This window comes from Thiomicrorhabdus sp. ZW0627 (genome assembly GCF_029767005.1).
Classification (GTDB): domain Bacteria; phylum Pseudomonadota; class Gammaproteobacteria; order Thiomicrospirales; family Thiomicrospiraceae; genus Thiomicrorhabdus.
Genome location: NZ_JARUQR010000001.1, coordinates 195,333 through 219,527 on the forward strand (window position 1 = coordinate 195,333; position 24,195 = coordinate 219,527).

A 24,195-nucleotide genomic window follows, 5' to 3' on the forward strand; every position below is an offset into this window, starting at 1 on the left:
GCTATAATGACAGTTCTTGAAGATATTAAAACGGTTTGTTTGTAAGAGGTTGGGTTCATTACATTATGCTTAACGGATTCAGGTTACAGAGTTTCCTTAGATGCGGTGTTTATTCTGTTATCTTGGTCGTGACGGCGTTGTTGTCCGGTTGCCAATCCGGTCTTTGGAATCAGCCGTACAGTACCCAGCAAATCGAATCTCCGACACTGTTTAGCTCTTTTTCCTCACCGCCGAAACATCTTGATCCTGTCGTTTCCTACAGTTCCAACGAAGCATCCATTCTCGGTCAAATCTATGAGCCGCCTTTGCAGTATCACTATTTGAAACGTCCTTATGAACTTGAGCCTTTGACGTTGACCACAATGCCGAAAATCCGTTACCTGGATGCAGGCGGCAATCCGGTTACCGATGAAAGCGCCGCTGTTTATAGTGAGTACCATCTGACGTTGAAACCTGGAATCCGTTTTCAACCGCATCCTGCGTTTGTTACGACGACAAGTGGAGAGCAGAAGTACGCCAACCTATCTGACGCGCAACTTGAAAAAATTCACGAGATTTCGGATTTCAATGAAACGGCGACACGTGAACTTGAGGCGTCGGATTATGTGTATGCCATTAAGCGTATGGCGTTGCGCCAGAACCATTCCCCGATTCTGGATACCATGAATCATTATATCGTCGGCCTGAAAGATTTTTCGGATACGGTGAGTTCGGCGTGTCAGTCCGAAATGGACGGCACGACCAGTTTCAAACAGCACTTTTTTGACCTGAATCGTTTTCAAATAAAGGGTGTTCAGGTTGTTGATAAATATAACTTTACCATTCGAATTAATGGTCGTTATCCTCAGTTCAAATACTGGTTGGCGATGAACTTCTTCGCGCCGATTGCATGGGAAGTGGATCGATTCTACAAGCAGCCCGGTCTGGTTGAGAAAAATCTAACGCTGGATACATCACCGGTTGGTACCGGGCCTTATATGCTGGCCGAGAACAACCCGAACAAACGCATGCGTCTGTTGGCGAATCCGAACTTTCATAAAGAATATTACCCGGAATCCGGTTTGGCGGAAGGCGCCGATCCGGCTTTGTTGCAGGATGCTGGTAAGAGGCTACCTCTGGTCAAGGAAGTGATTTACTCCTTGGAAAAAGAGAATGTCCCTTCTTGGAATAAATTCCTGCAAGGCTATTACGACGCTTCAGGTGTCAGTTCCGACAGTTTCGACCAAGCTGTGGCGGTGACGGCCAGTGGCGGAATGCAGTTGACGGATGAGATGAAGCAGAAGGATATTCAGTTTCTGAATGTCATCCAGCCGACGATCATGTACCTAGGTTTTAATATGGCCGATCCGGTGGTGGGAGGTTATTCCGAGAAACAGCGAAAACTTCGTCAGGCACTGAGCATTGCCATCAATTACGAGGAGTACATTTCCATTTTCCTCAATGGTCGGGGAGTAGCGGCTCAGGGGCCGATTCCTCCAGGTATTTTCGGTTATTCGGAAGGTGAGGAAGGTATCAATCCATACATAAGTGAGTGGCACAACGGCGTTTTGCAGAGAAAATCGATGGTAGCCGCGAAGAAACTGTTGGCCGAAGCGGGGTATCCGGATGGTAGACAGCCGGATGGTTCGGCTTTAACCCTATATTTTGATACGCCGGCGACCGGGCCGGACAGCAAGTCGATGTTGAACTGGTATCGCAAACAGTTTGAAAAGCTCGGGATTCAGCTGGTAATCCGTGCTACGGATTACAACCGTTTTCAAGATAAAGTACGTGGTGCCAAAGCGCAGATGTTTGTCTGGGGTTGGAATGCCGACTATCCCGATCCGGAGAATTTCCTGTTTTTACTTTATGGCGGAAATGCGGTGATCAATACAAATGGTTCCGGAATCAATAGTGCCAACTACGATAACCCCGAATTCAACCGTTTGTTCGAGCGCATCAAGACAATGGATAATACGCCCGAGCGACTGCGACTGATCAAAGAAATGGTTCAAATCGCCCAGAAGGATGCTCCTTGGGTTTGGGGCTTCTATCCGAAGTCGTTGGCGCTTTATCACGGCTGGTATCATAATGTTTGGCCGAATCCCTTGGCGAACAATACCATCAAGTACAAGCGTGTCGATTTTGAAACGAGATTGGAAAAACAAAAAGAATGGAATCAACCGGTTATGTGGCCTTTGTTGATTTTGTTTCTAGTGGTTTTCGGTTCGATTTATCCTCTGGTTCGGGCTTATCGTTCACGCCAGGGCTCGGTAGTTTTGACCAATAAATCGACTGAAGGAGAGGCCTGATGTTTGCTTATATCATTCGACGTCTTCTGTTTGCTATTCCGATTCTGATCGGTGTGAATCTGATCACTTTCGCACTGTTCTTCATGGTCAATACGCCTGATGATATGGCGCGTGCGCAACTGGGTGCCAAGCAGACCACACCCGAAATGATTCAGTCGTGGAAAACAGAACACGGTTACGATAAACCGCTGTTCTTTAATTCGGAATCGACAGGCCTGTCCAAAATTAGTGATACCTTGTTTGTTGAGCAGTCCTTAAAGCTGTTTGTATTTGACTTCGGGCAATCGGATTCGGGGCGCCAGATATCGGCAGACATCTACGAACGTATGTGGCCGAGTTTGGCAATCGCGCTACCGACGTTCATGATTGGTCTGATCACCAACATCGCCTTGGCGCTGTTGATCGTACTGTTCAGAGGGTCGGTTCTGGATACGGCGACGATGATGGTTGCGGTGGCGATCATGTCGATTTCCGGTCTTTTCTATATCATCGCCGGACAGGTAGTATTCAGTAAGGTCTGGCACTGGGTACCGATTTCAGGTTATGAAGGTGGTTGGGAAGGCATCAAGTTCCTGATTCTGCCGATTCTGATCGGTGTATTTGCCGGATTAGGCGGCGGTATCCGCTGGTATCGCAGTCTGTTTCTGGAGGAGATTAATAAGGATTACGTGCGTACCGCTCGTGCGAAAGGGTTATCGGAAATCAAAGTTCTGTTCGGGCATGTGCTTCAAAACGGCTTGTTGCCAATCCTGACTGGTGTGGTTGTGGTGATTCCGACCCTGTTCATGGGTAGTCTGATCATGGAATCGTTCTTCGGGATTCCGGGGCTGGGGAGCTATACCATCGATGCCATTAATGCTCAGGATTTCTCGATCGTGAAGGCGATGGTGTTTCTGGGCTCGGTGCTTTATATCGTCGGTCTGATTCTGACCGATATCTCCTATACCTATTTTGATCCAAGAGTGAGGTTGCAGTAATGACAGTCTCGCTATTGTGGACGGATATGATGATCTGGGGCTTGGTGATCGCCTTGGCGGCTTGGGGTCGTTTGATCAGCCGTTCGATACAGGTCAGAAAGCAGTGGATGCAGGTGTTTGAATCCAAAGTGGCGATGGTGGCGGCCATTTTATTGGTTTTCTATGTGTCGATTGCGCTATTGGACTCGATTCACTTTTCACAGAACGGGCAGGCCTCGCAAAGCATTCTAGATGCATTGTTTTCGCACTTGGCAGATAGCGCGGAACGCACCTATTCGGCGCCGTTTGCGACGGTTGAGTACAACCGTTCGATGCAGGTTCTGCCAAGCGGCGAAGTCGCCCAGGTCTATCTGCCGTTGGTGAATATCGACCCTGCTGCATCCGTCTGGCAGCAATCCTTGTTGGCGATGGTATTGGGTTTGTTGATTGGTACCGTCTTTATCGGCAAGCACCTTTGGTGGCGCAGCCGACAGTATGGTGAAGGCTTTTCTGCTTATGCGCTAAAAGTCTGGCGCGAGGAGACGAGATTGCCTTGGCGTACGGCTTACGCCACGATATTGGTGGTGATCCTGTTTTTCAGTTGGTTGTATGTGCTCAGTTTTTCTTATCATGTATTGGGCACGGACAAGGTTGGTGGTGATGTGCTTTATGAATCCCTGAAGAGTATTCGAACAGGGGTTTTGATTGGTGTATTGACCACTTTGGTGATGTTGCCGGTTTCTTTGATTCTAGGAATCTCGGCAGGCCTGTTCAAAGGTTGGGTGGACGATGTGATTCAGTACCTCTATACCACCTTAAATTCGATTCCTGGCGTGCTGTTGATCGCCGCTGCCGTGTTGGTGATGCAGGTGGTGATGAATAATCATCCAGACTGGTTCAGTACCACCGAAGAGCGTGCCGACGTTCGCTTGCTGTTTCTGATTCTGATTCTGGGGATGACCAGTTGGACCGGCCTGTGCCGCTTGTTGCGTGCCGAGACTTTGAAGATCAGCCAGATAGAATTTGTGACGGCTGCCCGGGCGTTCGGTGTCAGTCGATTCAAGATCATCGGCCGCCATATCATGCCGAATGTCATGCACATTGTTTTGATTGCTGTGGTGCTGGATTTCAGTGGCTTGGTGTTGGCGGAAGCGGTATTGTCTTACGTCGGTGTCGGTGTAGACCCGACCATGCACAGTTGGGGAAATATGATCAATCAGGCCCGTTTGGAGATGGCGCGTGAGCCGATGGTCTGGTGGTCGCTGTTTTCGGCATTTTTCTTCATGTTTATTTTAGTTTTGGCTGCCAACCTGTTTTCGGATCGGGTGCAGCAAGTGTTAGATCCAAGAGGGCATAAATAATGCAATCCACTCAACCGGTATTAGAAGTCAAAGACCTTCAGGTGGCCGTCGGGCAGTCGGCTCTGATCAAAGGCATCAGTTTTGATATTCAGGCGGGTGAAATTTTCGCACTGGTCGGGGAGTCGGGTAGCGGCAAGTCATTGACCAGTCTGGCGATCATGCGCCTATTGCCGGAAGCCTTGGATGTGACCGCTGGAAGCATCTATTTGAATCGTCAGGACCTGTTCGCATTGCCGGAATTCCAAATGCAGAAGGTTCGAGGTAAGCAGGTTGCGATGATTTTTCAGGAACCGATGACCTCGTTGAATCCAGTCATGAAGGTGGGTGATCAGGTTGCCGAAGTCCTGCGAGTGCATCTGGGTTTATCCGGCAAGCAGGCGCGAGAGAAAGTGGTGGAGCTGTTCGAAGAGGTTGGGATTCCCGATGCAGGCAACCGTTACGACTGGTATCCGCATCAGCTTTCCGGTGGTCAGAAGCAACGTGTGATGATTGCAATGGCGTTGGCTTGTGAGCCGGACTTGTTGATTGCCGACGAACCAACCACGGCGTTGGATGTCACCATTCAGGCCCAGGTGCTGGATCTGTTGAAACAGATTCGCGATGCCAGAGGTCTGTCGATTCTGTTTATCACGCACGATATGGGTGTGGTCAATGAAATGGCTGATCGAGTGGCGGTCATGAAGCACGGCGAAATCGTCGAACAGGCGCCTAAGGCACATTTTTTCGAGAGTCCGGAGCATCCGTATACTCAAAAGTTGCTGGCCGATGCGATGCCGAAACACGACTATCGCCCGATCAAGGATACCCAGACATTGTTGCAGTTAAACGACCTGAAAGTGCATTTCCCGATCAAGAAAGGTTTGTTCCAAAGAACGGTCGGTTATGTCAAAGCCGTGGACGGCGTGACCCTAAATATCCAGAAAGGGCAGACGTTGGCACTGGTGGGCGAATCCGGCAGTGGTAAAAGTACAATTGGTCAGGCGATTTTAAAGCTGGTGGATGCGACCGACGGTTCGGTCGATTTTCATGACGACGGTCGCGACTTGATCGATTTGACGCAGCTCAGCGAAAAGCAGATGAAACCGTTACGCAAGAAAGTACAGGTGATTTTTCAGGATCCGTTTTCGGCCTTGAATCCTCGTATGACCATCTGTGAAATCATCCGAGAAGGCATGAACAGCTTGAAGGTCGGACCGAAAGACCGGGCGTCTCAGGACAAGCGTATCGAACAATTGTTGGAACAGGTTGGCTTGTTGGCCGAGCACAAGCACCGTTATCCGCATGAATTCTCCGGCGGCCAGCGTCAGCGCATTGGAATCGCCCGTGCGTTGGCGGTGGAACCGGAGTTGATTATCTGTGATGAACCAACTAGTGCCTTGGATGTGACCGTACGTGCCCAGGTGCTGGCGTTGCTTGAAGATTTACAGAAAGAGTATCAGATGTCGTATCTGTTCATCACTCACGACCTGTCTATTATTCCGGCTATTGCGCATCACGTAGCCGTGATGCAGCAAGGTAAGATCGTCGAACAGGGCACGGTTCAAGCTGTGATGAAAAACCCGCAGCATGAATACACGCAGAAATTGTTAAGTTCAGCACCGAAGCTGATTCGGGAATCGTTGAGAGAAGCCTAAAGGATGGGCGCATTCAACAGAATGAAATGAATAATGAATTAAAGGATTAATGGTGTTTGGATTTATCAGTCGCAATGTGTTGACCGGAATCATTACGATTTTACCGGTGTTTTTGACCTTTTATCTACTGTATTGGATGGCAGTGACCGCAGAATCGATGTTGGGCGGCGTTATTCGAGCCACTATGCCGGAAGAGATGTATTGGCCGGGCATGGGTGTAATTGCCGGTTTGGCCGTGCTGTTTATCATTGGTATGTTGATGCACGCCTATATTGTGCGAACGGTTTTCTCCAAATTTGAGGCGTTATTTTCCAATATGCCGGTGGTCAAACCGATCTACCGGGCGATGAAGGATTTCTTCGATTACTTTTCGCCTAAAAAAGAGCAGGAATTTGACCAGGTGGTGTCGGTGACCTTTAATGGCATGAAATTGGTGGGATTCATCACCCAGAACGATTCGAACAAGTTGCCGCAAGGGTTCAATGATGAAGAGAGTATTTTGGTCTACCTGCCGTTGAGTTATATGATCGGCGGTTATGCTGTGCTGGTGCCGCGTTCGGCAGTTGAGCCGGTAGATATGACCATGGAGGAGGCGATGCGTTTCACTTTGACTGCCGGTGTGGCATCGACATCGAATCATAAGCCGGTCAAGAAAACGAAGAAGCCTGAAGAGGTTCGCTGAACCGTCTTTTTCGGACATAAAAAAACCAGCAGGCCTGCTGGTTTTTTTATGTCTAGAGTTTGGCCGTCTTAATTTTTAGTGTTTATGGACAAGCTCTGCATTCAGGCCATGCAGGACGATGTCGATGATGTGCTTGGCCATCTCTTCCGGTGTTGGTAGGTTTAAAGGATTTTCGCCCGGAAACAGTCTGCCGCGGGCTTCCGTGGCAAACGCCTCAAGCTTGGCCAGATAGCATTCGAGCGGCAACTCTCTATGTTCGGCCGCCACGCTTTTTATCATTTGTTCCAAACCGGCTTTGGCAACGCCGTAGGCGCCGTAAAACGCAGGATGCTCTTCGATGTTTTGATCCGAAACGGCCACTAGCTGACCTTTCGAAGATTTAAGCAGTAATGGCAGAGTAACCTGCATCAGATGGAAGTTGGCGTTGAGGTTGGTGTGCAGTACTTCATACCACTGTTTGTAATCGAATTGCGCGATCGGCGTAAATGCCGGTAGGGTAGCGGCATTCAGGAAAACACCGTCCAAACGGCCGTAGTTTTCAGTGAGAATATCCTGCAACTGCTGGTAGTGGTCGATGTTGGCGCCTAACAAGTCCATTGGATAAAGTGCCGCTAATTCTGAGTCCAGTTCGTCATAGAGCTTGTTGAGAGCGCCAAGGTCTTTATCCAGCAGGATGACGTCGTGACCCTGTTCAATCAGTTGGGTGCTCAGGGCTTTTCCAAGACCAAGGGCGGCTCCGGTAACTAAATATACACTCATAACTTTAACTCTTAATTTTCTGTTTTCGTATTGAAGGGTGTTTTCATGCTTTGCAGAAACTGGCTGATCTCATACGGCGTTGCGAAGAAATAATCGGCAGGCCAGCTATTGTCGTCGGCTGACTCCGGCAGGTAGCCGAATAGGGCGGCTCCGGTTTTCATGCCGGCATTGATGCCCGCTTCGATGTCGCGAGGATGATCTCCTACATACAGGCAATTCTCGGGTGAGACGCCGCACTGTTCTGCTGCCAGATACATCGGTTCCGGATGCGGCTTGCGGACTTCAAGCGTATCACCACTGACCACCGCCAATGGGCGGCTAGGAAATGTGAAGTACGACAGCAGTTTTTCCGTTAGCCAGCCGGGTTTGTTAGTGACGATGCCCCAAGGAATCTTGTTTTCGGCCAGAAATTCGAGACCCGGAAGCAATCCCGGAAACAGCTGGGTGTGATGGGCGATGTTTTCAAAATAGATTTTCAGAAAGTGCTGGCGTTTTTCTTCCAGTTCATCACCTTCCAAATCCGGGAAGCCGAGTTTGGTCATAGCCAGACCGCCTTGTGAAACGGTTTTACGGATGTCTTGATAACGCAGTTGAGGGCGTTCGAAATCATTCAGTGTACGGTTGAGCGCATACGCAAAATCGTAAGAAGTGTCCAGCAAGGTGCCGTCCAGGTCAAAAAGAATACATTCTGTGGTCATGGATTATTCCGCTTTCTGATAAGCAAGCAAGTAGTTGACGTCGACCTTGTCGCTCAGGCCGTAACGGTTTAATAACGGGTTGAATTCGATGCCGCTGCTGTCGCGCAAGAACAGATCGGCCTGACGAGCCATCTCGTCCATCTCGGCTGGCGTGATGAACTTTTCATAGCTGTGCGTGCCCTTGGGGACGAGGTTCATGACCTGTTCGGCGGCGAAAATCGCCAGCAGGTAGGCTTTGTAATTACGGTTAAGGGTGGAAAAGAACACCCAGCCACCTGGTTTGACACAGTCGGACGCCGCCTGGATGATGGAGGCCGGATCCGGTACGTGTTCCAGCATTTCCATGCAGGTGACGATGTCGTGGCGTTCACGGTTGCTCTGGGCATACTCTTCGGCAGCGATCAGCTGGTAGTCAACTTTCACACCCGAATCCAAGCCGTGCAGTTTCGCAACGGTCAAAACTTCATCGGCCAGGTCAATTCCCGTGACTTGTGCACCTGCAACCGCAAGCGATTCCGACAGGATTCCGCCGCCGCAACCGATGTCCAGAATGCTCTGGTTTTCGATCGTTTGGTGGCGTCTGATGAAATCGAGACGGAAAGGGTTGATCTTATGCAGTGCACCGAATTCACCTTCCGTGTCCCACCAGGTGTTGGACAATCGGTTGAAGTTATCCAGTTCGGCTTGATCGGCATTGCCTTTGTGAAAAGTCGATTCGGTCATAGTGTCTCTTTTGCTAACCTGTTTTGCTTTAGTCGGACACGTATTCCCGAGGTCCGAACGTCAGCTTACAGTGTTGAAAAAATAAGTCCAAAATTATACCTTTTTGAGCGTGTTTTGTCGGCCTAAATTCCAGAGTTGTCTTTGTGTGGCTATAAGTGTCTTGAATAACGCTCAAAAAGTGGTCCGAAGGGCGTTGAAAGCTTGTTATTAATGTCGCTTTGAATGAAGAAATTGAGTATAATGTGGGCTTTAATTTGGTTAACAAATAGATTGGATGATTGATGTCTGAATTTGCACGTGAAATTATTCCCATTTCGCTTGAAGATGAAATGGAACAGTCCTACCTGAGTTACGCGATGAGCGTTATTGTAGGACGAGCGCTTCCCGATGTAAGAGATGGTTTAAAACCGGTTCACCGTCGCGTACTTTATGCGATGAACGAACTAAGCAACGATTACAACAAACCTTATAAGAAATCGGCACGTATTGTCGGTGACGTAATCGGTAAATATCATCCCCACGGTGATACTGCAGTGTATGACACGATCGTCCGTATGGCGCAGCCGTTCTCGCTTCGTTATATGTTGGTGGACGGACAGGGTAACTTCGGTTCGGTTGACGGCGATTCTCCCGCTGCGATGCGTTACACCGAGATTCGTATGGCAAAGATCGCCCATCATTTGTTAGCCGATCTTGATAAAGAGACAGTGAATTTTGCGGAAAACTATGACGGTTCCGAGTCCGAGCCGGTTGTTCTTCCAACTCGTATCCCTAATTTGTTGATCAACGGTTCTTCCGGGATTGCCGTTGGGATGGCGACTAACATCCCTCCGCACAATCTGAATGAAACGGTCAATGCGTGTTTGGCTTACATCGATAATCCGGAAATTGATATCGCTGGTTTGATGGAGTACTTGCCGGGGCCGGATTTCCCGACTCACGGTATCATCAACGGTAACAAAGGAATTCGCGAAGCCTATGAAACAGGTCGTGGACGTGTCCAGATCCGTGCCAAGACCAATGTCGAGACGGATAAGAGTGGTAAGAGCCAGATTGTCGTCGAGGAAATTCCTTATCAGGTCAACAAGGCGCGTCTGATCGAACGAATCGCTGAGTTGGTTAAGGAGAAGAAAATCGAAGGCATTACGGCGCTACGCGACGAATCCGATAAGGACGGTATGCGTATCGTTATCGAATTGCGTAGAGGCGAGGTTCCGGAAGTCGTTATCAATAACTTATACAAGCAGACGTCTATGCAGACGGTGTTTGGTATCAATATGGTTGCCTTGATTGACGGTCAGCCTAAGTTATTGAACTTGAAGCAGATTATTGAAGCGTTTGTGAAGCACCGCCGTGAAGTGGTAACTCGTCGCACGATCTTTGAGCTGCGTAAGGCGCGTGAAAAAGCACATATTTTAGAAGGTCTGACGATTGCGTTGAATAACATCGACGAGATGATCGAGTTGATCAAGGCATCACCAAGTCCGGCAGTCGCGAAAGAGCGCATGTTGGAGAAATCCTGGCCGGTTGGAAATGTTATCGACTTCCTTGAACGTGTCGATATGAGCGATATCCGTCCGGAAGATTTGCCAGCTGGTTTCGGAGCTGACGGGGATGTCTATAAATTGTCTCCGGCTCAGGCTCAGGCGATTTTGGAAATGCGTCTGCACCGTTTGACCGGTTTGGAGCAGGATAAGATTGTTGAAGAGTACAAGGGATTGATCGAGAAAATTGCAGAATTCCTTGAAATCTTGAGAAATCCGGATCGTTTGACGGAAGTGGTCAAAGAAGAGTTGCAGGAGGTAATCGAGTCCTTCGGTGACACTCGTCGTACCGAAATCGATTTCAATTACCAGGACTTGGATGCTGAAGATTTGATCGCGGTTGAAGAGCGTATCGTGACTCTTTCTCAGGATGGATACATCAAAACTCAGCCATTAAGCGACTACCGTGCGCAAAAGCGTGGTGGACGAGGAAAGTCGGCCACGGCGATGAAAGAAGAAGACGAAGTCGGGCAGCTTTTTGTGGCGAGTACGCACGACATGTTGTTGTGTTTCTCGAACCGCGGTAAGTTGTACTGGCAGAAAACATGGCAGTTGCCGTTGGCAAGCCGTGGAAGCCGCGGTAAGCCGATCGTGAACGTTTTGCCTCTGGAAGATGGTGAGCATATCACTTCGGTATTGCCGGTTGACGAGTTTGATGATGAGCGCGTCGTGTTCATGGCGACCCGTAACTCGGTCGTCAAACGTGTTGCGCTTAAAGATTTCTCCCGCCCTCGTGCCAACGGTATTATCGCAGTGGATCTGCTGGATGATGACGAACTGGTCGGGACGGCTTTGACTGATGGTAATCAGGATGTGATGTTGTTCAGCAACATCGGTAAAGCGATCCGTTTCAAGGAGAGTGATGTCCGAGTCATGGGTCGTACCGCACGTGGTGTTCGAGGTATGAAACTGCCGGAAGGCGCACATGTGATCAGTATGCAGATCGCCAAGCCGGATTCACTGATTTTGACCGCGACTGTAAACGGTTTCGGTAAGTGTACACCGGTAGATGATTATTCGACCATTAATCGTGGCGGGCAAGGTGTTATCTCCATCAAAACAACGGATCGAAACGGCGATGTGGTTTCAGCCGTGTCGGTAACTCCTGATCAGGAGATGGTCTTGATTACCAATAAAGGAACGCTGGTGAGAACCCGTGTATCCGAGGTGTCGGTAGTAGGGCGTAATACTCAGGGCGTTAAGCTGATCAATGTCGGCAAAGGCGAGCAGGTTGTCGGTCTGGCGGTTGTCGATATCGAAGAAGAAGACGATATGGATTTGGAGGGCGCCGATGTAGAAAGCGGCGCCACCGTAACGGACGAGAGTGTAGATGCGCCTACAGTTGAAGAGCAGGCGGACGACAGCGAAGAGTCCTGATCAATCCCTTTAATTTAATATAAGGTAGGGCGACTCCATTTATGGAGCCGCCCTGTTTTTGTTACCAAGGAAGCAAATTTAGAATGACACGTGCCTACAATTTCAGTGCCGGACCGGCTATGTTGCCGGAAGTGGTGATGCGCAAAGCATCCGAAGAATTTTTGAATTGGAATCATACCGGAATGTCGGTTATGGAGATGAGTCACCGCAGTAAAGAGTACATGCAGGTGGCACAGCAGATGGAAGCCGACCTGCGAGAGGTTATGGAGATTCCGGACAATTATAAGGTATTGTTCATTCATGGCGGCGCTTCACTTCAGTTTGCGGCAATTCCATTGAACTTGACTCAGGAAGGCGACACGGTTGATTATTTCAATACCGGTGTCTGGTCGACCAAGGCCATCAAAGAAGCGAGTCGTTATGTGAATGTGAATGTGGTTGCTGGCGGCGAGAGCGCTAATCCGACTGCGATTCCGGATCGTTCGGAGTGGAAGTTCAGTCCGGATGCCAAGTACATCCATTTGTGTGCCAATGAAACTATTACCGGTCTTGAATTTCAGGAAGACGATCTGGAAGCGGTGTTTGCTCAAGGCAAGCCGGTTATCGCGGATATGTCATCCAATATCATGTGCCGCAAGATCGACGTTAGCAAGTACGGCATGATCTATGCAGGTGCTCAGAAGAACATCGGACCAGCTGGATTGGCAATCGTTATCGTGCGTGAAGACTTGGTGGGTCAAGCTCGTGAAATGACGCCAACTCTAATGAACTGGCAGGTTTATGCAGATAATGAGTCGATGTTTAATACGCCAGCGACGTTTGCATGGTATCTGGCCGGTCTGGTATTTGCCTGGATTAAAGAGATTGGCGGTGTGTCTGAAATCGCCAAGATTAATCAGGTGAAAGCTCAGAAGTTGTATGAATATATTGATTCGTCGGATTTTTATCATAACAGCATTGTTCCTCACAATCGTTCTTGGATGAACGTGACCTTCAGCTTGAAGGATTCGGATTTGGATGCGAAATTTTTGGAAGAGTCAAAGTCGGCAGGCCTGTTGAGTTTGAAAGGTCATAAGGCATTTGGTGGCATGCGTGCCAGTATCTACAATGCAATGCCTGAATCGGGTGTGGATGCGCTGATTGAATTTATGCGCAAATTCGCAGCTGAAAACGCTTAATTTTAATTTCAGAGAGTGGACCAGGTCAGGCAAGATGACAGATCAGAGAACAGAGCAAGAGCAGTTAACGGACATTCGTAATCAGATCGATTCGATCGATGCGCAGATTCAGGAGTTGATCGGGCAAAGAGCAGCTTGTGCGCAGAAAGTGGCGGATATCAAAACCCAGGGTGGAAAGGTGGAAACCATCTTTTATCGTCCTGAGCGTGAAGCCCAGGTTTTGCGTGCCGTGAAAGATCGAAACACCAGTCTTTTGCCTGATAATGAGATGGCTCGTCTGTTTCGTGAAATCATGTCAGCTTGCTTGGCTTTGGAGCAACCGATTTCGGTCGCCTATTTGGGGCCGGAAGGCAGTTATTCCCACGCCAGCGTCATTAAACAGTTTGGCTCTTCCGCACATCCTTTGGCGGTCTCTTCAATCGAAGAGGTGTTTGCCACTGTTGAGAAGGGTGATGCTAATTACGGAATCGTTCCGGTAGAGAATTCATCGGAAGGTGTGGTAAAGAATACCGAAAACGAAATGATTCATACCAGACTCACTATCTCTGGAGAAGTGGATTTGGCGATTCATCACTGTTTACTGTCTAAAGGTGAAGACCTGGAAAAGATTCGTAAGGTCGTTGCCCACAGCCAGGCGTTGGGGCAATGCGAGCATTGGTTGAAGAATAATATGCCTTGGGCAGAGCTTGAAGCGGTTGACTCAAATGCTTTGGCGGCGAAGCTGGCTCAAGAGGATGATTCTCTGGCGGCGATCGCTTCCGAGCAGGCTGCTCAATTGTACGGTTTGAGAATCTTGGAATCTCATATTGAAGACCATCGCGACAATACCACCAAGTTTTGGGTGATTGGCCGTGAAACCACTCAGCCAAGTGGTCAGGATAAGACTGCAATGATCGTTTCGATTCAGAATAAGTCTGGAGCTCTGTTGGAATTACTGTCCTGTTTTGCGAATCGCAATATCAGCATGACCCGCATTATTTCACGTCCTTCGTCCGATAAGAAATGGGATTATCTGTTCTTTATCGATATTCTCGGGCATCAAGAAGAAGAGAATGTGAAGCAGGCCTTGCAGGAAGTGGAAGCTAAATCTTCTTTCTTCAAGTTGTTGGGATCTTTTCCAGTCTCTCCTCTGGAAGCTTGATAGGCGCGGCTTATTTGAAGGCCGTCAGAAATAAACACTCATATTGAGAATGGATGATTATGAAAAACGTTTCGGGTCAATTTTGTGATGCTGTACAGCCTCAGATATTGGGCATTCACCCTTATATTCCGGGTAAGCCGGTGGAGGAGGTGCAACGTGAATTGGGGTTGACCCGGGTTTCAAAGTTGGCTTCGAATGAGAATCCGCTTGGTGCCAGTCCTCGAGTAGTGGCAGCAGTGCAGTCCGAGCTTACCGAGATCGCACGTTACCCAGACGGTAGTGCTTACCGTCTTAAGCAGGAATTGTCGGAATTTTTGTCTGTAGGCAGTGAGCAGATCGCTGTAGGGAATGGTTCTAATGAGTTGTTGGAGTTGGCAGCACGGGTTTTTGCCGGGCCGGGTGATGAAGTAGTCTATTCTCAATACGGATTTGCGGTATATCCGATCTCCGCACAGGTTGTAGGCGCAACGGCTGTTGAAGTGCCCGCAAAAAACTGGGGGCATGATCTGGACGCGATGCTTGAAGCAATCACGGATAAAACCAAGATTGTCTATATCGCAAACCCGAACAATCCGACCGGAACGGTTTTTGGAAAGACTGAATGGGAGCGTTTCATTTCCCGTGTTCCGGAAAAAGTGGTTGTGGTTTTGGATGAGGCTTACTTGGAATTTTGTGAATTCGACGGCTATCCGAACGGTATGGATTATATTGCAGACTATCCGAATCTATTGGTATCAAGAACTTTTTCAAAAGCTTACGGATTGGCTTCGTTGCGGATTGGTTATATGGTTGGGTGTAAGGAGGTTGTTCAATATATCAACCAGTTGAGAGAGCCTTTTAATGTTAATCATTATGCCCAGGTTGCGGCGATGGCAGCGATTAAGGATCAGGATTTTGTGCGTCAAAGCGTCAAAGTTAACCGCGAAGGTATGCAGCAGATTTGTGATGCCTTGGCCGAGCTGGGTATTGAATGGATCCCTTCAAGCGGCAACTTCGTTTGTGCGCATTTCGGTGAGCATGCGGGAGAAGTCAATCAAGCCTTGTTACATCAAGGGGTGATCGTTCGACCTCTGGGGAATTACAAGATGCCGGAGACGTTGCGTATTTCGATTGGAACCCGTGAAGAAAACCGACACTTTATCGAAGCTTTGAAGTTCGTTTTGAAAGAATTGAGTGCGGCTTGAAAGTCGCCTGGAAAATAAAGAATTAAATGAAATTAAAAAAAATAACAGTAGTAGGGGTCGGGTTGATTGGCGGCTCTTTTGCAAAAGGAATTAAAGAAGCCGGTCTAGTCGAAGAGGTGTCGGGGTTCGGTCATAATGAATCCAATTTGAAGAAGGCGGTTGAATTGGGCGTCTTGGATACTTATTCGACCGACATAGCCGAAGCAGTGAAAGAGAGTGATCTGGTTATGCTTGGCGTGCCTTTGGGGGCAATGTCATCGGTGTTGGAGTCCATGAAGCCACACTTGAAATCATCGGTCATCCTATCGGATGTTGGTAGTTCCAAAATGAGTGTCATTGAAGCCGTCAAAGAGGTGTTTGGAGAATTGCCGCCCAATTTTGTCGCCGGCCATCCTATTGCGGGTAAGGAGAAGAGTGGTGTGGAGGCGGCCACTTCGGATCTGTTTGTTGATCACAGAGTGATTCTGACGCCGACTGCTGAAACTTCCATTGAAGCTTTGCAAGTCGTTGAAAATTTATGGAAGGCATTGGGTGCAAATGTGGTTTCTATGGATCCGGGTTATCATGATGAAGTACTTGCAGCAACCAGCCATCTTCCACATCTACTGGCATTCAGCTTGGTTGAATTGTTGAACGAGCATCCCGAGCTTGGAAATGTTTTCCAGTATACGGCAGGTGGCTTTCGTGATTTCACCCGCATCGCTTCCAGCGACCCGGTTATGTGGCGAGACATCGCCGTGAATAATTCCGAGGCGATAGCCAAGTGGTTGAGACATTATCAGCAGTCGTTGACCGAATTGATCACTATGGTCGAGCAGAAAGATTCCGACAGTTTGTATCACCTTTTCAATGAAGCGAAGCAGGCGCGTGATCTGCATATCGTGAACAAGGATTGATTCAGTCGAACCATTTAATTATTAGAAGATAAAAGTAAAAGTTTATGGCAAACGTAAAATTCATTGTTCAACCGGGTGGCCGTATTCAAGGCCGTATCCGAGTTCCGGGTGATAAGTCGATCTCTCACCGTAGTATCATGTTGGGCGCTATCGCCGAAGGCACAACGACCGTAACCGGTTTTCTTGAGGGTGCGGACGCGCTGGCTACGTTACAGGCGTTCAGAGATATGGGAGTGCAGATCGAAGGCCCTGATAATGGAAATGTGACCATTCACGGAGTTGGTTTGCGTGGTTTGAAGAAGCCTGAAAAGCCTATGGATATGGGGAATTCGGGAACGTCTACGCGTTTGTTAGCGGGGATACTTGCAGGGCAGGACTTCGATTGCGAATTAATTGGTGACGCCTCTCTATCTAAACGCCCGATGAAGCGAGTGACCGACCCTTTAGCTATGATGGGGGCTAAGATCGAAACCGCCGAGGGTGGTACTTTGCCGATGAAAATATTCGGCCATGGCCAGACGCTTAAAGCGATCGATTACGTTTTGCCGATGGCGAGCGCTCAGGTTAAGTCTTGTGTATTGTTGGCAGGCCTGTATGCAGAGGGGAGAACCTGTGCGGAAGAACCTGCGCCGACCCGTGATCATACTGAACGCATGCTAAACGGTTTTGGTTATGAGGTGGTCTCGAACCAGTTGGATGAGAGCCGCACTAAGGCCTGTTTGCAAGGTGGTGGACGTTTGACCGCACGCCATATTGACGTACCATCGGACATCTCGTCAGCGGCTTTCTTTATGGTGGCCGCCGCTGTTTCGGAAGGTTCCGATTTGGTGATCGAGCACGTCGGTATGAACCCGACGCGTACTGGGGTAGTTGAAATTCTGAAGTTGATGGGGGCTGACATCACGCTTGAAAATCCACATGAGGTTGGTGGTGAGCCGGTTGCCGATGTGCATATCAAGTATGCGCCTTTGAAGGGAATCGATATCCCTGAGTACTTGGTGCCGTTAGCGATTGATGAATTCCCGGTGTTGTTCGTTGCAGCTGCCAGCGCGGAAGGTCAGACGATATTGACTGGTGCCGAGGAGCTTAGAGTTAAAGAGTCGGATCGTATTCAGGTGATGGCGGATGCTTTAAACGCGGTTGGCGTCGATGCCCAGCCTACGCCGGACGGTATGATCATCAACGGTGGACGACAGAGTGCCCAGCGGGGCGAGATTCAGAGTCATCACGACCATAGGATTTCCATGGCGATGACGATTGCCGGTTTGAATGCGGCTTCCGAGATCGTGATTGACGATTGTGCCAATGTAAATACTTCTTTTCCGATATTCCTGGACTTGATTAATCAGGTCGGGATGCAGGTTGAAGCGGTTGAGGAAGATTGAATGACAGTTCAGCAGCAAGCAATTCCGGTCATCACTATTGACGGACCAAGTGGTGTCGGGAAAGGAACATTGGCCCAATATCTGACGTGTAAAACGAATTTCCATCTATTAGATAGCGGCGCGATTTATCGTGCTCTGGCCTATGGTGCTGTAAAGCATGCATTGGCACTGGATGATGTGTCAGCTCTGACGGCTTTGGCGGAAAAGTTGCCGGTGGAGTTCGTTGCCACCAGCATTCTTTATGAAGGTGAAGATGTCACTTCAAAGGTCCGTACTGAAGAAGTTGCGGGAGTCGCCTCAAAAGTGGCCTCCATTCCTGAGGTTCGTGCAGCCTTATTGGCTCGCCAGCAGGATTTTGCAGAGCTTCCTGGTTTGGTGGCGGATGGCCGTGATATGGGGACGGTTGTTTTCCCTGATGCGGCTGTGAAACTGTTTTTGACGGCTTCGGCGGAAGTGCGTGCAGAAAGACGTGTTAAACAGTTGAAAAACCAAGGAGTTAGTGCTAACATTCACCAAATTACTCAAGACATAAAAGAAAGGGATGAACGTGATTCGAACCGTTCAACCTCGCCTTTGAAGCCTGCGGATGATGCGATTATCATTGATACCAGTGATTTGGATATCGATCAGGTCTGTCGTAAAGCAGAAAGCCTGCTGTGGGATAGAGGCATCTTGAAATAATGTCTTGAATAGTGACTTTGTAATATAAGTTATTGAAATTAAAAGAGTTTACTGATCCTTGTTTTGTGTTCAAAACAGGGATTTTGTTTTTTCTGTCGATTGTTTGGGAAATCGACAATTGTTTAACTGACCCGATTGTTTTTGGAAACCCCAATTCGAAAATGATAGTCGGCTATGTACAACTATTGGTACTTATCCATGAGTGAATTATCTTTCGCTGAATTATTTGAAGAGTCTTTAGAACAAGACAGATTTAACACAGGTTCTTTAATTGTTGGGACCGTTGTCGGCATCGACAAAGAAACCGTTTTGGTTGACGCGGGTATGAAGTCCGAGTCTGCTATTCCTAAGAGCCAGTTCATGAACGCTGAAGGCCAGCTAGAAGTTGCTGTTGGCGATGAAGTAGAAGTTTTCCTTGAGTCTCTAGAAGACGGTATGGGTGAAACTCGTTTGTCGCGTGAAAAAGCCAAGCGTGCTAAGACTTGGGATCGCCTTGAGTCTGCCATGGAAGATGGTGAAGTGGTTATGGCCTATGTAACCGGTAAGGTTAAAGGTGGTCTTACGGTTGATGTTGACGGTGTTCGTGGTTTCCTACCTGGTTCACTTGTGGATGTTCGTCCGATTCGTGATTTCGGTTTCCTTGAAGGGAAAGAAGTTGAAACTAAGCTTGTTAAGCTTGATCGTAAGCGTAACAACGTTGTTGTTTCTCGTCGTGCTGTTATCGAGCAGGAAAACTCTGCTGAGCGTGAAGCGCTTCTATCTAACATGGAAGAAGGCAGCGTTCTTAAAGGTATCGTTAAGAACCTTACTGACTACGGTGCATTCATCGATCTTGGTGGTGTTGACGGTCTTCTTCACATCACTGATATGGCATGGCGTCGTGTTAACCACCCATCTGAAATCGTTCAGGTTGGTGATGAGATCGAAGTTAAGGTTCTTAAATTCGACAAAGAACGTAACCGTGTTTCTCTAGGTCTTAAGCAGCTTGAAGAAGATCCATGGGCGGATATGGTTGCTCGTTACCCAATCGGTGCTGAAGCATCTGGTAAGGTTGCAAACATCACTGACTACGGTGCGTTTATCGAAATCGAAGACGGTATCGAAGGTCTTGTTCATACTTCTGAATTGGATTGGACTAACCGCAATATTCACCCATCTAAGGTTGTACATTTGGGTCAGGAAGTGCGTGTTAAGATTCTTGATGTTGATCAGGAACGTCGTCGTATCTCTCTATCTATCAAGCAGTGTACTGTTAACCCATGGGAAAGCTTCTCTGCAACTCATGCTAAAGGTGACAAAATCTCTGGTAACATCAAGTCTATCACTGACTTCGGTATCTTTATCGGTCTAGACGGTGGTATCGACGGTTTGGTTCACTTGACTGATATCTCTTGGAATCAGACTGGTGAAGAAGCGATCCGTGAGTTCAAAAAAGGTGATGAGCTAGAAACTGTTATCCTTTCTATCGATCCTGAGCGTGAGCGTATCTCTCTAGGTCTTAAGCAGTTGGAACAAGATCCGTTCGGTCAGTTTGTTGCGGACAACGGTAAAAACAGCATCGTTGAAGGGACTGTTAAGTCTGTAGACGAAAAAGGTGCTGTTATCGATCTAGCTCCTGAAGTTGAAGGTTACTTGCGTGCTTCTGAATTGTTGGAAGACACTCGTGATGCATCTTCAGTGCTTAAGGAAGGTGATAAGGTTTCTGCGAAGATCACTAACATCGATCGTAAGAACCGTTCTGTTTCTCTTTCTGTTAAAGCGAAAGAAGCTCAAGAAGAAGCCGATGCAATCAAAGATTACACCGGTCAGCAAGCTTCTGCTGCAAGCACCCTAGGTGATTTGTTCAAAGACAAAATGTAGTCTGGCAGTAACAGCCTAATCTTTTAGGCTGTTGTGTTTGTGACTTTTGATTTTTTAAAGTCACATTTTGGTCTTTCTGGGTGTTCAATTCTTCGATTGAATGCTCAGATTCATTGAAATCTCTCTTTTTCGAGAATAAAAAGATAATAAGAGCATTATCGTATGACCAAGTCAGAACTTATTGAACTTATTGCAAGAAAGCAGACTCAGTTCAGTCAAAAAGATGTTGAGATTGCAGTAAATAAAATTCTCGATTCTATGATCAACACCTTATCTCAAGGAGAGAGGATTGAAATTCGCGGTTTTGGGAGTTTTAGTCTGCATCATAGAAAAGCTAGGATCGGCCGCAACCCTAAAACAGGGGAAACGGTCAAGTTATCGGATAAGCGCGTACCGCACTTTAAGCCTGGAAAGACTTTAAGGGAGCGCGTCGATTCTTCTAAAGATACGACAGATATCATAGCTTAATTTAAAAAAGGGGCTCCGTTTGGTAGCCCCTTTTTTATTATTCCTCTATAATTTCCCTATACTTCCGATAGAGAATTTCATAACAAATGTTCAAAATTATTTCTTTAATAGGAACCGCACTTTTTCTTGTGGCCGGGGTTGCTCTAGGAGTGTTAAACCCTCAGCTTGTCACGATTGATTTGTTCTGGTTTCAGCAGACGGTTGCATTAAGCGTCGTGATGGCAGTCGTATTTATTGCCGGGATGTTGATGGCATCAGTGATTATGTTGTTTCAGGTAACGCGTCTCAAGTGGCGGTTGTCGCAAAAAAAACGGGAATGCCAGAAACAAGCGGATCAAGTGGTTCAGTTAAAGAAGACTCATGCACGTTCATTGTCAGCTTTAGATAAGAATCGTAATGCATTGATTCAAAATGATAAATAATAGGTTTAATAGATGAGTTTCATTCAAGGTAAAGATGTGGACCCAAAGGTTTTGGTGGCGTTGGATTTTAATGATGCAGATGCAGCGATTGCGTTTGTCGATCGTCTGGATGCTGATTTGTGCCGGTTGAAAGTGGGTAAGGAATTATTTGCCGTAGCTGGGCCTGAATTTGTTAAACAGTTGGTTGCTAAGGGTTTTGATGTTTTTCTTGATTTGAAGTATCACGATATTCCAAATACCGTTGCCAAAGCCGTTCAGGCTGCGGCTAAGCTGGGTGTTTGGATGGTGAATGTTCACGCATTGGGTGGTCGAAAGATGATGCAGGCGGCGCAACAGGCTTTAGAAGAGCTGGATATGGAGCGTAAGCCGTTGCTGATTGCCGTGACTGTTTTGACCAGTATGGAGCAGGCGGATCTGGAAGAGGTGGGTTTGAGTGGTTCTCCTAAAGAGAATGTGCTTCGTCTTGCCAAGTTGACTCAGGATTCGGGGCTTGATGGTGTTGTATGTTCTGCTCAGGAAGTTTCCGAATTGCGCAACTTGTTGGGCGGGGCATTCTGCTTGGTGACTCCCGGGATTCGTCCGGCTGGTAGTGATCTTAATGACCAGAAGCGTGTCATGACCCCTAAAGATGCGATTGAAGCGGGTTCGAGCTACTTGGTAGTCGGTCGTCCGATTACTCGTTCCGATAGCCCGGTTGATGTGTTGAAAGAGATTAATCAGAGTATTGTTTGATCTACTAACCGTTAAATTTACGCGGTTGAATTGATTAAAGGCCTTGTGCTTTATTAAGTGTTTGAAAATGGGTGCTTATTCGGTTATAATTCGCGCCTTTCAGACTAAGTGTTTGAATTTCCTTGTCTCACCGTGCCCTTATTGGTGTCGGGAGACTGTATTATCATCCATAAGGAGAATATGAATGCGTCATTATGAAGTCGTATTTCTAGTGCACCCTGATCAAAGCGAACAGGTTCCTGCAATGCTAGAGCGTTACCGCGCCCTTATCGAGCAGTCTGGTGGTCAAATCCACCGTTTGGAAGACTGGGGACGTCGTCAACTTGCTTACCTTATCAACAAGGTACACAAAGCTCACTACATTCTAATGAACATCGAGTGTAACCAAGAAGCACTTGATGAGCTTGAGAATGCTTTTTACTACAACGATGCAGTTCTTCGTAGCATGTTTATCAAGCGTAAAGAAGCCGTTACTGAGCCTTCTGTTATGGTTGGTAAAAAAGATTCTAAGGAGTAAGAGATGGCTAGAAGCTTTGGAAGAAAAAAATTCTGTCGTTTTACAGTAGAAGGCGTTAAAGAGATTGATTACAAAGATTTAGATACTTTGAGATCTTATATCACTGAAACAGGCAAGATTGTTCCAAGTCGTATTACTGGAACAAGTGCTAAGTATCAGCGCCAATTGGCAACAGCAATCAAGCGTGCTCGTTACATCGCTTTGTTGCCATACACTGATCAACACAAATAATTTTGAAGAAATTGAATTAACAGGTAGCACATGCTAGGAATCGCAAAGTTTGTTATGAAAGGGCCGATGCAGGCTCTGATTGCAGCGGTTCTATTTTCTGCGCTAAGCGTGTGGATCGCACCTTTCGGAATGTTCGTTGGTGCGGTGATCGGTCTGGTAACCCTGAGAGTCGGGGTGGTCGACGGATTGAAACTACTTGTATGGAGTATATTGGCAAACATTGGATTGACCTTTGTCATGACGGGAACCTTGTTTCCGGCTTGGATTTCGGTCATCGAGTATATGTTGCCGGTTTGGCTGATGGCAGTGGTGTTGAGAAACACCAATTCATTGGCTTTGTCATTACAGTTGGCAATGATTATGGCCGGTTTGGGAGTAGTAGCGTTACATTTGCTCGTTCCTAATCCGGCGGAATGGTGGTTAGACCTGTTTAACCAACAAGTGAAACCGTTGCTGGAAGCGTCAGGGGTTGAATATCAATCCGACGCGATCCAAGCATTGGCAAATATGGTAACCATGCTGTTGGCCATGTTTGCCGTTGCACTATGGTTTTCAATTTTGGTTATGGCACGTTGGTGGCAAGGCGGGTTGTATCATCCAGGGCAATTCCAATCTGATTTCTATCAGATGGCGTTACCGAAAACGACTGCATACGTCGCCGTGGTATTGGCGATTGCAGGATTGTTTTTGAGTACGGGTTACGGAATTGTTTATGATCTGTCCGGTGTGATGGTGGCCGGTTTGATGTTTCAAGGCTTGGCCATTGCGCATCAGACGGTTTCGGTTAAAAAACTCCATACGGCGTGGTTGGTTGCATTGTATGTGCTGTTATTTCTGTTTCCTCAAGCTATGCTGATACTCGCAACCATTGGTTTGTTGGATATTTGGATCAACTTCAGAAGCCGATGGGTGCAAGAATAAATAAAGAGGTTTAAGCTATGAATGTTATTCTGCTTGAAAAAGTACAAAACTTAGGAGCTTTGGGTGACCAAGTTTCAGTAAAAGCTGGTTATGCACGTAACTTCCTTATTCCACAAGGTAAAGCTAAGCCAGCAACAAAAGAGAACGTTGCAGAGTTCGAAAAAATTCGTGCCGAGCTTGAAAAGGCTGCAGCAGCTGAATTGGCCGTTGCTCAGGGCGTTTATGAGAACCTTAACGGTCAAGTTGTTACAATCGAATCGGTTGCCGGTGATGAAGGTAAATTGTTCGGTTCTGTTGGTACCCAGGATATCGCGGACGCTTTGACTGCAGCAGGTTTCGAAGTTGCTCGTCGTGACATCCGTATGCCTGAAGGTGTATTGCGTCACGTTGGTACTTATGAGATCGATGTTCAATTGCACTCAGATGTAGTTGCGTCAATCACTGTTGAGATCAAAGCTGTTCAGGAATAATTTCCTCGACTTTATCTTGATGAAAAAGCGATAGCGCTCAATGCGCTATCGCTTTTTTTTTGTCAAAATTTCATCTTTTTCAAT

The 24,195-nt window shown here is 47.5% G+C and carries 23 protein-coding genes; 20 read left to right on the forward strand and 3 right to left on the reverse strand.

What is annotated here, in order from left to right:
• Positions 1–65 precede the first annotated feature (65 nt).
• The 5 genes from QCB45_RS00975 to QCB45_RS00995 are packed head-to-tail and all read left to right on the forward strand — an operon-like array spanning position 66 to position 6,924.
• Positions 66–2,291: an ABC transporter substrate-binding protein gene (locus QCB45_RS00975; protein ID WP_279418672.1), complete on the forward strand. Its 2,226-nt coding sequence runs from the start codon at positions 66–68 to the stop codon at positions 2,289–2,291.
• A complete protein-coding gene (locus QCB45_RS00980) occupies positions 2,291–3,268 on the forward strand; it encodes an ABC transporter permease (RefSeq protein WP_279418673.1) in 978 nt (325 codons plus the stop codon). Before QCB45_RS00975 ends, QCB45_RS00980 begins: the two co-directional genes overlap by 1 nt.
• Positions 3,268–4,608 carry an ABC transporter permease gene (locus QCB45_RS00985; protein ID WP_279418674.1) on the forward strand — a complete coding sequence of 447 codons (1,341 nt, stop codon included), beginning with the start codon at positions 3,268–3,270 and terminating at the stop codon, positions 4,606–4,608. Before QCB45_RS00980 ends, QCB45_RS00985 begins: the two co-directional genes overlap by 1 nt.
• Positions 4,608–6,242, forward strand: a complete 1,635-nt coding sequence (locus QCB45_RS00990; protein ID WP_279418675.1) for a dipeptide ABC transporter ATP-binding protein — start codon at positions 4,608–4,610, stop codon at positions 6,240–6,242. The genes QCB45_RS00985 and QCB45_RS00990 overlap by 1 nt, the downstream gene beginning before the upstream one ends.
• 52 nt (positions 6,243–6,294) lie before the next feature.
• Positions 6,295–6,924 carry a DUF502 domain-containing protein gene (locus QCB45_RS00995; protein ID WP_279418676.1) on the forward strand — a complete coding sequence of 210 codons (630 nt, stop codon included), beginning with the start codon at positions 6,295–6,297 and terminating at the stop codon, positions 6,922–6,924.
• Between the two features lie 75 nt (positions 6,925–6,999).
• On the opposite strand, the gene QCB45_RS01000 is transcribed toward QCB45_RS00995, so the two are convergent.
• The 3 genes from QCB45_RS01000 to ubiG are packed head-to-tail and all read right to left on the reverse strand — an operon-like array spanning position 7,000 to position 9,104.
• Complete coding sequence (locus QCB45_RS01000) at positions 7,000–7,683, reverse strand: SDR family NAD(P)-dependent oxidoreductase (protein ID WP_279418677.1); 684 nt, start codon at positions 7,681–7,683, stop codon at positions 7,000–7,002.
• Between the two features lie 11 nt (positions 7,684–7,694).
• Positions 7,695–8,381, reverse strand: a complete 687-nt coding sequence (locus QCB45_RS01005) for an HAD-IA family hydrolase (protein WP_279418678.1) — start codon at positions 8,379–8,381, stop codon at positions 7,695–7,697.
• A gap of 3 nt (positions 8,382–8,384) precedes the next feature.
• Positions 8,385–9,104, reverse strand: coding sequence for a bifunctional 2-polyprenyl-6-hydroxyphenol methylase/3-demethylubiquinol 3-O-methyltransferase UbiG (gene ubiG / locus QCB45_RS01010; protein WP_279418679.1), 720 nt, complete (start codon positions 9,102–9,104; stop codon positions 8,385–8,387).
• Between the two features lie 281 nt (positions 9,105–9,385).
• Here ubiG and gyrA point away from each other — a divergent pair, with 281 nt between their 5' ends.
• The 15 genes from gyrA to rplI all read left to right on the forward strand — a co-directional run bounded on the left by gyrA (position 9,386) and on the right by rplI (position 24,111).
• Positions 9,386–12,025: a DNA gyrase subunit A gene (gyrA, locus tag QCB45_RS01015; RefSeq protein ID WP_279418680.1), complete on the forward strand. Its 2,640-nt coding sequence runs from the start codon at positions 9,386–9,388 to the stop codon at positions 12,023–12,025.
• 83 nt (positions 12,026–12,108) lie between these two features.
• Positions 12,109–13,203, forward strand: a complete 1,095-nt coding sequence (gene serC / locus QCB45_RS01020) for a 3-phosphoserine/phosphohydroxythreonine transaminase (protein ID WP_279418681.1) — start codon at positions 12,109–12,111, stop codon at positions 13,201–13,203.
• A gap of 34 nt (positions 13,204–13,237) precedes the next feature.
• Entirely contained in the window at positions 13,238–14,344 is a 1,107-nt protein-coding gene (gene pheA / locus QCB45_RS01025) for a prephenate dehydratase (protein WP_279418682.1), read from the forward strand.
• A gap of 59 nt (positions 14,345–14,403) precedes the next feature.
• Positions 14,404–15,528 carry a histidinol-phosphate transaminase gene (gene hisC, locus QCB45_RS01030; protein WP_279418683.1) on the forward strand — a complete coding sequence of 375 codons (1,125 nt, stop codon included), beginning with the start codon at positions 14,404–14,406 and terminating at the stop codon, positions 15,526–15,528.
• 26 nt (positions 15,529–15,554) lie between these two features.
• A complete protein-coding gene (locus QCB45_RS01035) occupies positions 15,555–16,424 on the forward strand; it encodes a prephenate dehydrogenase/arogenate dehydrogenase family protein (RefSeq protein ID WP_279418684.1) in 870 nt (289 codons plus the stop codon).
• A gap of 44 nt (positions 16,425–16,468) precedes the next feature.
• Positions 16,469–17,809, forward strand: a complete 1,341-nt coding sequence (aroA, locus tag QCB45_RS01040) for a 3-phosphoshikimate 1-carboxyvinyltransferase (RefSeq protein WP_279418685.1) — start codon at positions 16,469–16,471, stop codon at positions 17,807–17,809.
• Positions 17,810–18,490: a (d)CMP kinase gene (gene cmk / locus QCB45_RS01045; RefSeq protein ID WP_279418686.1), complete on the forward strand. Its 681-nt coding sequence runs from the start codon at positions 17,810–17,812 to the stop codon at positions 18,488–18,490. It abuts the gene before it with no gap.
• 198 nt (positions 18,491–18,688) lie between these two features.
• On the forward strand, positions 18,689–20,350 hold the full coding sequence (gene rpsA, locus QCB45_RS01050; protein WP_279418687.1) for a 30S ribosomal protein S1: 1,662 nt from the start codon (positions 18,689–18,691) through the stop codon (positions 20,348–20,350).
• 162 nt (positions 20,351–20,512) lie between these two features.
• Complete coding sequence (locus QCB45_RS01055; RefSeq protein WP_279418688.1) at positions 20,513–20,818, forward strand: integration host factor subunit beta; 306 nt, start codon at positions 20,513–20,515, stop codon at positions 20,816–20,818.
• Between the two features lie 86 nt (positions 20,819–20,904).
• Positions 20,905–21,240 (forward strand): LapA family protein, encoded by a 336-nt coding sequence (locus tag QCB45_RS01060; protein ID WP_279418689.1) that lies wholly within the window; start codon positions 20,905–20,907, stop codon positions 21,238–21,240.
• Between the two features lie 12 nt (positions 21,241–21,252).
• The gene (pyrF, locus tag QCB45_RS01065; protein WP_279418690.1) at positions 21,253–21,972 is read left to right on the forward strand and encodes an orotidine-5'-phosphate decarboxylase; all 720 of its coding nucleotides are present in this window, start codon (positions 21,253–21,255) and stop codon (positions 21,970–21,972) included.
• Between the two features lie 184 nt (positions 21,973–22,156).
• Entirely contained in the window at positions 22,157–22,489 is a 333-nt protein-coding gene (gene rpsF, locus QCB45_RS01070) for a 30S ribosomal protein S6 (protein ID WP_279418691.1), read from the forward strand.
• A gap of 3 nt (positions 22,490–22,492) precedes the next feature.
• Positions 22,493–22,720, forward strand: a complete 228-nt coding sequence (gene rpsR / locus QCB45_RS01075) for a 30S ribosomal protein S18 (protein WP_279418692.1) — start codon at positions 22,493–22,495, stop codon at positions 22,718–22,720.
• A gap of 30 nt (positions 22,721–22,750) precedes the next feature.
• Positions 22,751–23,641, forward strand: a complete 891-nt coding sequence (locus QCB45_RS01080) for a DUF2232 domain-containing protein (RefSeq protein ID WP_279418693.1) — start codon at positions 22,751–22,753, stop codon at positions 23,639–23,641.
• Between the two features lie 17 nt (positions 23,642–23,658).
• Entirely contained in the window at positions 23,659–24,111 is a 453-nt protein-coding gene (rplI, locus tag QCB45_RS01085) for a 50S ribosomal protein L9 (RefSeq protein WP_279418694.1), read from the forward strand.
• Positions 24,112–24,195 lie beyond the last annotated feature (84 nt).

Coding starts and splice junctions, on each gene's coding strand:
- ubiG (WP_279418679.1), bottom strand. CDS start 9,104: ATGACCGAATCGACTTTTCACAAAGGCAATGCCGATCAAGCCGAACTG.
- QCB45_RS00975 (WP_279418672.1), top strand. CDS start 66: ATGCTTAACGGATTCAGGTTACAGAGTTTCCTTAGATGCGGTGTTTAT.
- QCB45_RS01005 (WP_279418678.1), bottom strand. CDS start 8,381: ATGACCACAGAATGTATTCTTTTTGACCTGGACGGCACCTTGCTGGAC.
- QCB45_RS01035 (WP_279418684.1), top strand. CDS start 15,555: ATGAAATTAAAAAAAATAACAGTAGTAGGGGTCGGGTTGATTGGCGGC.
- pheA (WP_279418682.1), top strand. CDS start 13,238: ATGACAGATCAGAGAACAGAGCAAGAGCAGTTAACGGACATTCGTAAT.
- rpsR (WP_279418692.1), top strand. CDS start 22,493: ATGGCTAGAAGCTTTGGAAGAAAAAAATTCTGTCGTTTTACAGTAGAA.
- pyrF (WP_279418690.1), top strand. CDS start 21,253: ATGAGTTTCATTCAAGGTAAAGATGTGGACCCAAAGGTTTTGGTGGCG.
- QCB45_RS01080 (WP_279418693.1), top strand. CDS start 22,751: ATGCTAGGAATCGCAAAGTTTGTTATGAAAGGGCCGATGCAGGCTCTG.
- QCB45_RS00985 (WP_279418674.1), top strand. CDS start 3,268: ATGACAGTCTCGCTATTGTGGACGGATATGATGATCTGGGGCTTGGTG.
- aroA (WP_279418685.1), top strand. CDS start 16,469: ATGGCAAACGTAAAATTCATTGTTCAACCGGGTGGCCGTATTCAAGGC.
- QCB45_RS01060 (WP_279418689.1), top strand. CDS start 20,905: ATGTTCAAAATTATTTCTTTAATAGGAACCGCACTTTTTCTTGTGGCC.
- serC (WP_279418681.1), top strand. CDS start 12,109: ATGACACGTGCCTACAATTTCAGTGCCGGACCGGCTATGTTGCCGGAA.
- hisC (WP_279418683.1), top strand. CDS start 14,404: ATGAAAAACGTTTCGGGTCAATTTTGTGATGCTGTACAGCCTCAGATA.
- QCB45_RS01000 (WP_279418677.1), bottom strand. CDS start 7,683: ATGAGTGTATATTTAGTTACCGGAGCCGCCCTTGGTCTTGGAAAAGCC.
- cmk (WP_279418686.1), top strand. CDS start 17,810: ATGACAGTTCAGCAGCAAGCAATTCCGGTCATCACTATTGACGGACCA.
- rpsA (WP_279418687.1), top strand. CDS start 18,689: ATGAGTGAATTATCTTTCGCTGAATTATTTGAAGAGTCTTTAGAACAA.
- QCB45_RS01055 (WP_279418688.1), top strand. CDS start 20,513: ATGACCAAGTCAGAACTTATTGAACTTATTGCAAGAAAGCAGACTCAG.
- gyrA (WP_279418680.1), top strand. CDS start 9,386: ATGTCTGAATTTGCACGTGAAATTATTCCCATTTCGCTTGAAGATGAA.
- rpsF (WP_279418691.1), top strand. CDS start 22,157: ATGCGTCATTATGAAGTCGTATTTCTAGTGCACCCTGATCAAAGCGAA.
- rplI (WP_279418694.1), top strand. CDS start 23,659: ATGAATGTTATTCTGCTTGAAAAAGTACAAAACTTAGGAGCTTTGGGT.
- QCB45_RS00980 (WP_279418673.1), top strand. CDS start 2,291: ATGTTTGCTTATATCATTCGACGTCTTCTGTTTGCTATTCCGATTCTG.
- QCB45_RS00990 (WP_279418675.1), top strand. CDS start 4,608: ATGCAATCCACTCAACCGGTATTAGAAGTCAAAGACCTTCAGGTGGCC.